Annotated in this window: 10 protein-coding genes; 3 read left to right on the top strand and 7 right to left on the bottom strand. The window is 32.6% G+C overall.

Features of this window, described 5'->3' with window-relative positions:
* Positions 1 to 132 precede the first annotated feature (132 nt).
* From AAC024_RS02810 to AAC024_RS02835, 6 genes are all read right to left on the bottom strand, one after another.
* Positions 133 to 432 (bottom strand): type II toxin-antitoxin system RelE/ParE family toxin, encoded by a 300-nt coding sequence (locus tag AAC024_RS02810; RefSeq protein WP_339893662.1) that lies wholly within the window; start codon positions 430 to 432, stop codon positions 133 to 135.
* Positions 425 to 673 carry a type II toxin-antitoxin system ParD family antitoxin gene (locus AAC024_RS02815; protein WP_339893663.1) on the bottom strand — a complete coding sequence of 83 codons (249 nt, stop codon included), beginning with the start codon at positions 671 to 673 and terminating at the stop codon, positions 425 to 427. The genes AAC024_RS02810 and AAC024_RS02815 overlap by 8 nt, the downstream gene beginning before the upstream one ends.
* Positions 674 to 1100: 427 nt before the next feature.
* Positions 1101 to 3005, bottom strand: a complete 1905-nt coding sequence (locus AAC024_RS02820; protein WP_339893664.1) for a RecQ family ATP-dependent DNA helicase — start codon at positions 3003 to 3005, stop codon at positions 1101 to 1103.
* Between the two features lies 1 nt (position 3006).
* The gene (locus AAC024_RS02825; RefSeq protein ID WP_339893665.1) at positions 3007 to 3546 is read right to left on the bottom strand and encodes an ATP-binding protein; all 540 of its coding nucleotides are present in this window, start codon (positions 3544 to 3546) and stop codon (positions 3007 to 3009) included.
* 385 nt (positions 3547 to 3931) lie between these two features.
* Positions 3932 to 5290: a DEAD/DEAH box helicase gene (locus tag AAC024_RS02830; RefSeq protein WP_339893666.1), complete on the bottom strand. Its 1359-nt coding sequence runs from the start codon at positions 5288 to 5290 to the stop codon at positions 3932 to 3934.
* Positions 5291 to 5332: 42 nt separating this feature from the next.
* Positions 5333 to 6223, bottom strand: coding sequence for an aldose 1-epimerase family protein (locus AAC024_RS02835; RefSeq protein WP_339893667.1), 891 nt, complete (start codon positions 6221 to 6223; stop codon positions 5333 to 5335).
* 385 nt (positions 6224 to 6608) lie between these two features.
* Here AAC024_RS02835 and AAC024_RS02840 point away from each other — a divergent pair, with 385 nt between their 5' ends.
* Entirely contained in the window at positions 6609 to 7901 is a 1293-nt protein-coding gene (locus AAC024_RS02840; RefSeq protein ID WP_339893668.1) for an anthranilate synthase component I family protein, read from the top strand.
* A 22-nt stretch (positions 7902 to 7923) separates the two neighbouring features.
* Here AAC024_RS02840 and AAC024_RS02845 read toward each other — a convergent pair whose 3' ends face one another.
* A complete protein-coding gene (locus AAC024_RS02845; RefSeq protein ID WP_339893669.1) occupies positions 7924 to 8616 on the bottom strand; it encodes a hypothetical protein in 693 nt (230 codons plus the stop codon).
* 122 nt (positions 8617 to 8738) lie between these two features.
* On the opposite strand from AAC024_RS02845, the gene tilS reads away from it, so the two are divergent.
* Both tilS and ade read left to right on the top strand, forming a co-directional pair.
* Entirely contained in the window at positions 8739 to 10049 is a 1311-nt protein-coding gene (gene tilS, locus AAC024_RS02850) for a tRNA lysidine(34) synthetase TilS (RefSeq protein ID WP_339893670.1), read from the top strand.
* A 44-nt stretch (positions 10050 to 10093) separates the two neighbouring features.
* Positions 10094 to 11746 (top strand): adenine deaminase, encoded by a 1653-nt coding sequence (gene ade / locus AAC024_RS02855; RefSeq protein WP_339893671.1) that lies wholly within the window; start codon positions 10094 to 10096, stop codon positions 11744 to 11746.
* Positions 11747 to 11804 lie beyond the last annotated feature (58 nt).

The raw sequence follows: 11804 nt of genomic DNA on the forward strand, positions 1-11804 counted from the left end.
TTATATTTTGTTTTTAACTTATCAATTTTAAAAGCCAAATTTAAAAATTTGTCGACTTTGTAAATACACGCAAACCTCTCGACTTAGCCTTTATTAGCTATGTTTTATACACGGTTATTGGGTGTCGTTTTTTTATTCGGTCAACCTATTTTTCAAATCCATTCTCTCGTGTAATATTCTTATTACTTCAATTTCATTTTCCGAAATCAGATGGTAAAATATTATATGTTTTCCAGACTTGAGTCCGAGCAAGTTCCTACTTATTCCAGTATATTCTTTTCCGATGTCAGGATTTCCCCCGATTCCTTTACAAGCAAATTTAATTGTCGCATAATATTTGTCCGCTTGAGTTTCAGACCAGTTTTCATAAGTATAATCCCAGATGTTATTCAGGTCATCGTTAGCTTTTTGTCTGAAAGAAATTTTAACCATTCTTTCGTTTTTCAGATTTTAGTTTTTTCAGATTTTCTTCGAAGTCAAAGTTTTCAACTATTGGGCTGTTCAGTCCTTCTTGGATTGCATTTCTTAAAGCAATTACTTTACTTTCCTCATTTTCTAGAAGTCGAAGTCCAGCACGAATTACTTCACTCACATTTTTGTATCTTCCAACAGAAACTTGTGAACTCACAAATTGATCAAAATAATTTCCGAGTGATATTGATGTATTTTTCATATTGAATAAATTTATTCAAATTTACCAATTTTTGGTAAAAGCTCCAAATTTATCTCGATTTTCAAATTACACCCAATGTTTTTAAGGATATGAAATCGTTTTAATACTGAAACAAGTTCAGTACATGTGTTTTATATCCGACGTTAAACGACTTAGCGGAAATTTTTTACAAAGTCAAGTAACGCACTAATATTCTAATTCTAGTAACCTAACCTATATTTAGTGCATATTTACATAAATATTTTTAGTTATAATGAACTCATCTTGACTTTTTGTTTTTAACCGAAAATGAGATAAAATTTGTTCAGATGAGACTATTTTTGAAATTCATAGCATCGCTACGGATTATAAAATAGACGAAATATGGTCGAGTTTTAGCCGTTTTTTAGGAAACAGAAAAAGTCAAGATGAGTTCAATAATTCTATTTCATAAATGACTTAATTTATATGTGTTCGTTGGTGTAATGGTAATAATTTGATGTTCTAATAATAATTTTAAAACGGTTTTCATGTCTTTTTCTTCGCAACCCAAATGAGATAGTAAAGCTCTGGAAGATTGCTCTCCATTTTCTAACAATTCTATAATTCGTTTTTTAATGCTTTTTATATTCCGTGGTTTTTTATGTTTTTTAGAATTTATACAAACCGAGCAAATACCGCAAGGTTTGGTGTTCTTTTCTCCAAAATAGGTGAGGAGTTGCATGCTTTTGCAAACCGATTCATTTTCAACATAATCAAGCATCGCTTTTACCTGTTGTTGCTTTAGTTTATTTTGTTGTTCTATTATTAATGCGATTCTATTAATAGTTTTATCATCTTCCCTGGGTTCAATAAAAGTGATTTGTGCATCTGTTTTTGCCAAATTTAAAGTAATGATTTCATCATTTTCTAACTGTTGGAGTGTATGTATTAAAACGGGTTCTGAAACGGATGCTTTTTCTTGGATTTTAACTAAATCAATTTTAGTAGTATGATCGAAAACACCACCATAAAGACGCAAGATGGATTTGACAATGATACTATAGTTATTGTGTGTTTCAAGGTAATTGAAAAGCGATTGGTTTGATATTATAAATTGAACTGTTACTTTGTTTTTAAATTGTTTTGATAAGGTGATAATACTGTTTCTATCTAATAACAAAAGGGAGTTATAGCATAAAATTGAACCAAATTTATAGGTTTTACAGAAGGTGTTAAAATCAAAATCAAAAGTTTGATAAACGCCTTCGCCATAAGAAATTTGGAAATAGCTGCATAACTTTCTATACACTTGTTTTACTAAATCTACAGTTGGTAAAACACTTAAAAACTGATTTTTTACTAAAGCTTCGTCACTGTCATTTTTTAATATAATGGCAAACGCTTTTTCACCATTTCTTCCAACTCGTCCTGCTTCTTGAAAATAGCTCTCAATACTTTCAGGTAAATTTAAATGAATAACCGTTTTTACATCAGGTTTATCAATACCCATACCAAATGCATTTGTAGCTACCATAACTTGTTTTTGATTGTGTAACCAAGCGGTCATGTTTTTATCTTTTTCAACATTTGAAAGCCCACCGTGGTAATGGGTAGCCGTAATTTTTTTTGAATTTAAAAAGGAACTCAGTTCTAGTGTTAGTTTTCTGTTTCTTACATATATGATAGAAGAAGCGGTGTGTTTTTTCAAAATAGTTTCAAGACGATAATATTTATCGTTTTCATGAAATACCATGTAGGCTAAATTAGGTCTTAAAAAAGATTGCTTGAATATTTTTGGGTTTATAAAATCGAGTTCATTTATAATATCTTGAACCACATCTGGTTTCGCAGAAGCGGTGAGTGCTACCACATTGACACTAGGTTGTAATTGTCTTAACAATGTTATGTTTTTGTAAGCGGGTCTGAAATCACTTCCCCATTGCGAAATACAATGGGCTTCGTCAACGGCAATAAGGTTTACATGCATTTGCTGTATGCGACTTTGTACTAATTCTTGTTGCAAGCGTTCTGGCGAGAGGTATAAAAACTTATAGTTTCCGTAAATACAATTATCTAATAAGGTGTCTAATTCCTTATAGCTTATACCACTTGTAATAGACATGGCTTTGATGCCTTTATTATTCAACGCCTGTACTTGATCTTTCATAAGTGCAATTAACGGAGAAATAACAATACAAATGCCATCTTTTGCTAAAGCAGGTATTTGGAAACAAAGCGATTTTCCGCCACCTGTTGGTAGCAAAACAAAAGTATCTTCACCATCAATAACCGCATTTATAATGGCTTCTTGTTCTGGCCTGAAACTTGTGAATTTCCAATAACGTTCTAATATGTTAATTGGGTGCTCCATGTTACATATTTAACGTTTTTAGAATAAAATCTGTTCGGTTTTCAACGGTATCAAAAGGCACATCAATTAAATTATAATTGAATGATTGGTAGCTGTTCATCAAATGGTCATGAATTTTTAGAGCTTGGTCGAAGTTTTCATAACGTTCATTGTCACTGGTGTATATAGCTTCCCAAGGTTTTAAAATAAAAACGAGATCGTAAGCTGAGTTTTTACAGGCTTCTATGAATTTTTCAGGATACGTATCCTCAATATAGTCCATATAAGCTAGAACATCAGGAAGCCCTCTGTCAAAAAAAACGGTTTCATCTTTATGAATATCAGCGTCAATAAATTGCTTTTGCCTGCCTTTTAAAAGGAGTTCGCTAAATAGTAGCGGTTGGGTTAAAAATAGTTGGTCTATACCTTGTTTTTTTGCATCTAAAGTTACTTGTCTCGAAATTTCTTCAAGACAGGTATAACCTCTTCTAATAAGTTCATTTACTAGTGTAGATTTTCCTGTGCCAGGGCCTCCAGTAATCACAATTTTTTTAGTACTCAACTTAATAATATTTGGTGTAAAAATCGGAATTTATATGATGATAAAAAAGTAGAAGTCAAACTATTGCAAAAGGGGATTTTGATTAAGATTTAAAGGGGACACGGATTTCACGGATTTTTACAGATAAGTTACGCAGAGATACACGGAGTTTTCACAAAGGAGCACAGAGAAAAAACGAGCTCTGAAAACTATAATTATAAATTCTCTGTGTAACTCTGCGGAAACTCAGTGAAGCTTTGTGTTATGTTTTTTGTTGGCGGATGAGTGCGCTAGGGATTGAATAGGAAAGCCCACAGCGACCCAATTTTTATTGGGGAGCGAGGACTTGGAACGTAAAGCCCGACCCTTCCCGATAGCTATCGGGAAGGGTAACACCCAATAAAAACTACTTTTTAAAATTCTTATTCCGCCTGTGATAATTCTTGTCGCCTTTGGTTTTAGGCTTTTTGTACTTCGCAGCAATTTTGAATTTATAAGAGCCTCCTAGATTTTCTTTAGAGTTCTTTTCAGATTTATCATGAAAGGCTGGTCCTGGAGCATCTTCGTCTTTACGTTTAAAAGGGTTGTTATGTTCTTTTATTTGCGGACGTTCCTCTTCGATAAGGTCGGTAGAAATTTCAACGGTGTCTGGAATGTCTATAACCGGAATGGTCATTTTCATTAACAACTCAATGTTTTCAATAGATTCTTGTTCCTTTTCCGTAGAAAAAACTAAAGCTTGACCTTCGCGTTCTGCACGTCCTGTTCTACCAATACGGTGCATGTAGTTTTCTGGAAAATCGGGTGTGTCAAAATTGATGACATGAGACACATTATCAATATCCAGTCCGCGCGCCATAACATCGGTAGCCACTAAAATACGGTTATCACCATTTCTGAATTGCTCGATACTACGCAGTCTGTAATTTTGTGTTTTGTTGGAGTGAATCACACATAATTCATCATGAAAGCGTTCATCTAAATTATCGAACAAACGATCTGCCATTCTTTTATAAGCTACAAAAACCAGCACCTTGTTATAGGTTTCGGTGTTTTTTAAAAGATGCGTTAACAAATTAACTTTGGTGTAAAAGTTAGGCACATTATAACGATGCTGTGATATGTTTTCAAGAGGTGTTCCAGAAACGGCAATAGAAACACGCTCTGGACTTTTAAAGAAATCGTTAAGCAGCAAATTAACATCTTGCGTCATGGTTGCCGAAAACATAATGTTTTGTCGACGTTTTGGTAAAATGTCAAAAATGTTTATCAGTTGGTGTCTGAAACCTAAATCTAGCATCACATCTACTTCATCAATCACTAATTTCTGAATCGATTTAAGTTGTAAAACACGACTTAAAGCCAAATCATATAAACGCCCAGGTGTTGCTACTAAAATATCAATACCTGCAGCAATAGCCTGCTTTTGTGTGTTAATATTTGTGCCACCATATACTCCTAAAACACGATTATTAATGTATTTTGAAAGCTTTTCAATTTCATCAACCACTTGAACAACCAATTCGCGCGTAGGCACTAAAACCAAAACACGAGGATTTTCTTGCTCTGAAAACTTCAAATCTTTAAGAATAGGCAACATATAGGCAAAGGTTTTTCCTGTACCGGTTTGCGCAATACCTACCACATCTTTTCCTGAAGACACCACATTAAAGGCTTGCTCCTGTATTGGTGTAGGTGTTGTGAAGCCTAAATCGTCTAAGGCATTAAAAAGTTGATTGTTTATGTTTAAATCTTGAAACGTCAAAATGTTGCTATTTTGTTGGCAAAGTTAAACTTATTCTTGGCTTTAAACTAAATGGCTGTTGTGTATTTCAATATTATAAGCGGCCTTAAATGTTTTATTAGCGGCTAAACTTAAAATCCCTTCTTTCTCTTTGAGGTTTTGGTTGGTAGTTACGCTATCTGCAATACCCAACCAAGGTTCAATACAAACATAATTACCATTAGGTTTTGCCCAAATGCCCAAGTATGGGAAACCGGTATAATTTACAGAAAGAATAGGGCCGTTTTTACTGCTTTTTAAAGTCACGGTTCTAGATTTCAAATCTTTAAAAACAAGGGCATCTTCATGAAATAAATCATGTGTTAAGTGAATCTTGTTTGAGTTATTAAAAACGGGTTCTGTTTCTGTGCTAATGAGCCCGTTTTCCATATTTATCATATGTCGTTTAGAATTTTCTACAGATTCAAACTCTAAAAAATAATCCTCATAATTTTCGTTTTCATATACAGGACATTTAAAAGCAGGATGCCCACCAACGGAGAAATACATGGTTTTAGTGTCTATGTTTTTAATGGTATGGTTAACGGTAATACTATTGTTTGTTAAGGTATAGGTTATATAGAATTCAAATTTAAAAGGATATTTTTTTAACAAAAGGGCGTTGGAAATTAATTTAAAAGTTAAGCTGTTTTCGGTTTGTTCATGTAGCATTACATCTTCATTATGCCTAACAAAGCCATGTTTTGGAAGCTCATATTTTTTATCTTCAAAATAATAGGTATTGGCTTTAAGCGCTCCAATAACAGGAAATAAATTTGGTGCATAACCTCCCCAAACATCAGGATCTGCATGCCACATAAAATCTGTTTTATTTTTTATGGAAGTAATTTTACAGAGTTCGGCTCCTGTTTTTTTTACACTTATTTCAAGTTTGTCGTTTATTAACGTATACATGCGCTTTGGTGTTTAAACTAATATGCAAAAGTCTTAATTTTTACGAGTCTATTTAAGAATTTGTGATTAGAATTTTTATAAAAAATTTTTGAGTACATGATAAAAATTAAAAGGTGTCACATTGAGCGCAGTCGAAATGCTATTAAAAACGATACTCTCAATGTCTTCGACTGCGCTCAGACTGACATACAAAATTCTATCAATTTTTGTCATGTACTAATAAACAATTTTTGATACAGTATGAGTTGAAATTTTTAAAGACAGCCTTAGCTATGGTTCAAAATTTTATTGAAATAATGCGTAAAATAGACATAAAAAAATAATTGATAAATTCTTAAACAGGCTCTAAAGTATTCTAAGTAACTTTGCTTTATAATATTTTTAATTGAGGACAAAACACATTCATACTTTCGAGGACATCGAAAACTTTAAGAATCAGTTACTAATCTGGGCACAACAATTTGATGATGTGGTTTGGTTAGACTCAAATAATTATGAACAGAATTACTCTAGCTATGATGCCATTTTAGCGGTTGATGCATTTACAGGTATTCAAACCGATTACTTTCAAGGTTTTGCAAAACTTAAAGAGTATTATACCTCTACAAATGATTGGATTTTTGGCTATCTCACTTACGATTTAAAAAATGATGTTGAAGACTTAAAATCTGAAAATCATGATGCTTTAGGTTTTCCTGATTTATATTTTTTTCAACCTAAAAAGTTATTTCTATTAAAAGGCAATCAAGTAGAGGTGCAGTACTTAAATTATGTTGATGATGAATTAGAAGCAGATTTAAAAGGTATTCGTCATTGCGAGGACGAAGGACGTGGCAATCTGTCAAATGAAATTAAGATCAAACTCCGAATTCATAAAGACGAATACTTTGAGAAAGTTAATACAATGCTCGAACATATTCATCGTGGCGATATTTATGAAGCTAATTTTTGTCAAGAGTTTTTTGCCGAAAATACGAGTATAAACCCTCTTGAAACTTACAAAAAATTGAACACCATATCTAAACCACCATTTGCCTCTTTTGTTAAATTACAAGATAAATATGCGTTGTGTGCATCTCCAGAACGCTATATAAAAAAGGAAGATGATATGATTATCTCTCAACCCATAAAAGGTACTGCAAAACGCTCAGAAATTGTAGTAGAAGATAATCAGTTAAAAACCGATTTATTGAAGGATGAAAAAGAACGTAGTGAAAACATAATGATTGTTGATTTGGTGCGTAACGATTTATCTAAAACAGCTTTAAAAGGTAGTGTGAAAGTTGAAGAGTTATGCAAGATTTATACGTTTGATCAAGTGCATCAAATGATTTCAACAGTGACTTCAAAAGTAGCCAAAGAAACTCATCCTGTCGATATTATTAAAAGTACATTTCCTATGGGTAGTATGACTGGAGCACCTAAAATTTCAGCAATGAAAATTATTGAACATTTAGAGGAAACTAAACGTGGCGTGTATTCTGGAGCCATAGGTTATTTTTCTCCCAAGGGCGATTTTGATTTTAATGTGGTGATACGTAGTATTTTATATAATACTACAAAAAAGTATGTGTCTTACTCTGTAGGTGGCGCCATTACTTCTAAAAGTGTTCCTTTAAAAGAATACGAGGAATGTTTAGTTAAAGCCAAAGCCATGCGAGAGGTTTTGGAAAACTAAGAGACATTTTTTAAAACAGTCTCTAATCCAAATGGTCTTTAAAATCCTCAATAGCCAATTTCAAAACACGCTCTACACGTTTGGTTTCAATAGCTTTAACTATTGCTATTTCTTCAAAAGTTAATTTGCCAAATACAAATAAATCTACAATATCAGAGACTCTTAGAGGTAACCAAGTATAAAGTTTTCCTAATAAATGTTTATTGCGTTTTAAGGATATATCAGAGATTTCTAAAGCATTTTTAATAATAGAGTTATTATCATCATAGAGAAAGACATGTTTTGCGTCATTATTTTGTTTGTAAGAAATATCGTTTAAATCATCTTTCATTATAAAATCAAAACCGCCATCAACAGTAAATGTTTCATCTAGCCCATCAAGTTCGTCTTCTAAAATTGAATTGGTACTCATCGTATTTTGATGAAATTTTTCTTTTTTAAACAAGTCATCCAAATCAGAATCAACTATTTTGAAAAGCTTAATTTTTATGGTTGCTGCATCATCATCAATGTTATAGCCAGCTTCGTAAAACTTTGCAATGCCTTCATCAATAATATCATTAGATTTATACATATTTTTTGGTATAATCCGTGTAGATTCCGCAATATACAAACGATGTTTAACGTATGCTTGCAGATGTTGCGTTGCTGAAACTACTTTTTTGTTGAATTCAGTTTGGGTGGTTTTATCGTTTAATTTATCTGTCGAGCACATAGCTTATGGTATTAAATTAGTTTTTTAAAGTTACAAAAATTTTAGTTCAATCACATGATATATGTCATTTGAAAATTTGTGAAAAATGATTATATCATTAGCAAAGTTGTATCTTTGAAGTCATGCTTAATCATCTTAAAACACATATTGAAAAGAGGCTTGGTTTTTTAAATCAAAGTAAACTCCTTATTGCCATTTCTGGAGGAATAGACAGTGTTGTTTTAACGCATTTATGCCACAAATTAGGGCTCAATATTTCATTAGCACATTGCAATTTTAATTTAAGAGGAAAGGAGAGTGATGCTGATGAGGGTTTTGTTCTGGAACTAGCAGAAAATTTAGAATTAGAAGTATTTGTGCAACGTTTTGATACGGAGTTGTATGCAAAAGATAATAAGCGCTCCATTCAAATGGCGGCACGTGAATTACGTTATAGTTGGTTTTCAGAACTCGCTGAACAATTAAAATTCGATTTTATTCTAACCGCACATCATGCTGATGATAACTTAGAGACTTTTTTAATCAATTTCACTAGAGGTACAGGGTTGGAAGGCTTAACAGGGATTCCAGAGGTTAATGATAAGTTTGTTAGACCATTGTTATCTTTCTCAAGTAAGGTTATTGAAACCTACGCTAGAACGAATAATATTAAATGGCGAGATGATAGTAGCAATAAATCAGTTAAATATTTAAGGAATAAACTACGACATGAAGTTGTCCCAATTTTAAAGGAGATTAATCCTGGTTTATTACAAAGCTTTCAGACTACTTTAAATAATTTAAATGAGTCTTCTGAGATAGTAGAAGAAAGCATTGATGTTTTTCTGAAAAAGGCTATTGAAAGTATTGGTGATAAGGAAGTTAGATTTAAAATTTCTGAGTTTAAAAAATTAAATAATCCAAAACCATATTTGTTTGAATCATTAAAAGAATTTGGGTTTAACGAATGGAACGACGTTGTAGGTTTATTGGATGCTGAAACGGGAAAGCAAGTGTTTTCGCCAACTCATCGTTTAATAAAGAACAGAGAGTATTTACTTTTAAGTGAAATTAATTTAGAAGAAAGCATATCTATTTCTATTTCAGACAACGTAAGTCAGGTTGAAACACCATTTGGAATTTTATTCTTCGATGAAGCAGAGGCTATTTTTGGTGAGCGTACCAATATTATATTTGCTGATAAGGATGCCTTGAATTTTCCGTTAACCATAAGAAAATATAAAGCAGGCGATGTTTTTCATCCCTTAGGAATGACAGGTAAAAAGAAAGTTAGTAAATACTTTAAAGACGAAAAATTATCACTTTTAGATAAAGAGAATACATGGTTGTTGTGCTCTGGAGACGATATTGTTTGGGTTATTAATAGAAGAGCCGATAACCGATTTAGAGTAACCGAAAACACAAAACGTATTTTAAAAATAGAATTGCAATAGGCTGTCATGCTGAGCGCAGTTGAAGCATCTTATATACTTAAAATTTGAAATTACAAGGACAAATAGTAGACATACCAAACAGACGAATTTTTAAAGGCGAAATATCCGTTGAAAATGGCAAAATTGTAAGTGTTGAAGAAAAAGACCATGATGTGAATAAATATATCATGCCTGGTTTTGTGGATGCCCATATTCATATTGAAAGCTCTATGTTGGTACCCAGTGAGTTTGCTAAATTGGCAGTAAAACATGGCACAGTTTCTACCGTTTCAGACCCGCACGAAATAGCAAATGTTCTCGGGGTAGAAGGTGTGGAATTTATGATTAAAAACGGAAAACAAGTACCTTTTAAATTTAATTTCGGTGCGCCATCTTGTGTGCCAGCAACCAATTTTGAATCAGCCGGAGCAGAGATAGATTCAGATGGTATTAAAACATTACTTGAAAACCCAGATATTAAGTATTTAGCAGAAATGATGAATTATCCAGGCGTTCTTTTTGATGATGAAGAAGTCATGAAAAAAATAGCATGGGCAAAACATTATAACAAACCTGTAGACGGTCATGCACCAGGACTAAGAGGAAAAGATGTTCTAAAATATATAAGCGCAGGAATCTCAACAGATCATGAATGTTTTACTTATGATGAAGCTTTGGAGAAACTCCAAAAAGGGATGAAGATTTTAATTCGTGAAGGAAGTGCTGCAAAGAACTTTGAAGCTCTAATTGACTTGCTACCAGAACATTTTGAAAACATGATGTTTTGTAGTGATGATAAACATCCGGATGATTTAATAGTCGGACACATAAATCAGCTTTGTGCTAGAGCTGTGACTAAAGGAATTGATGTTTTTAAAGTACTGAAAGCAGCTTGTATTAATCCTGTTAAGCACTATAATTTGGATGTTGGTTTATTAAAAGTTGGTGATGACGCTGATTTTATTGTTGTTGAAAATTTAACGAGTTTTAAAACACTTCAAACGTATATTAATGGAGATTTAGTGTTCAATCAAGGACAATCTTTTATAAAGCAAATAGCTTTTGAAAATTTAAATAATTTCAACTGTAGCAAAAAAGAAGTTTCAGATTTTAGAATAGAATCTTCTGCAAAACAAATTAGAGTTATTGAAGCTTTGGAAGGGCAATTAGTAACTAATGAAATAGTAGAAGATGCTTTAATTGAAAACGGAAATTTAGTTTCAAATACAGAAAAGGATATATTAAAAATAGTAGTCGTGAATCGTTACCATCCCGATAGCTATCGGGATCAAAAACCAGCTATAGCGTTCATTAAAAATTTTGGTTTAAAAGAAGGCGCCATTGCAAGTTCGGTTGGTCATGATTCTCATAACATTATTGCTGTAGGTGTTTCTGATGAAGCTATTTGTAAAGCAGTGAATTTAATTGTTGAAAATACAGGAGGAATTTGTGCAGTTTCCAATCCTGATAACTATCTGGACGAAGAAAAAATAGTATCACTTCCAGTTGCAGGAATTATGAGCGATAAAGATGGTGAAACCATAGGAAAACAATATGCTGATTTAGATAAAATGGCTAAGCGTTTAGGTAGTAATTTGAATGCGCCTTACATGACGTTATCTTTTATGGCACTATTGGTTATACCATCGCTTAAGTTGAGCGATAAAGGCTTGTTTAATGGAACTGATTTTAAATTTGTGCCACTAGAATTTAATTAAAATTACGATTTTTTTTTTGCGCAAAGTCGCATGCTAAATAGTAAATAGAGAACTATAA

The organism is uncultured Algibacter sp. (genome assembly GCF_963976535.1).
Taxonomy (GTDB): Bacteria; Bacteroidota; Bacteroidia; order Flavobacteriales; family Flavobacteriaceae; genus Algibacter_B.

Excerpts from the sequence above, each read along its gene's own strand:
- AAC024_RS02810 (WP_339893662.1), bottom strand. The coding sequence starts at position 432 with ATGGTTAAAATTTCTTTCAGACAAAAAGCTAACGATGACCTGAATAAC.
- AAC024_RS02815 (WP_339893663.1), bottom strand. The coding sequence starts at position 673 with ATGAAAAATACATCAATATCACTCGGAAATTATTTTGATCAATTTGTG.
- AAC024_RS02820 (WP_339893664.1), bottom strand. The coding sequence starts at position 3,005 with ATGGAGCACCCAATTAACATATTAGAACGTTATTGGAAATTCACAAGT.
- AAC024_RS02835 (WP_339893667.1), bottom strand. The coding sequence starts at position 6,223 with ATGTATACGTTAATAAACGACAAACTTGAAATAAGTGTAAAAAAAACA.
- AAC024_RS02845 (WP_339893669.1), bottom strand. The coding sequence starts at position 8,616 with ATGTGCTCGACAGATAAATTAAACGATAAAACCACCCAAACTGAATTC.
- tilS (WP_339893670.1), top strand. The coding sequence starts at position 8,739 with ATGCTTAATCATCTTAAAACACATATTGAAAAGAGGCTTGGTTTTTTA.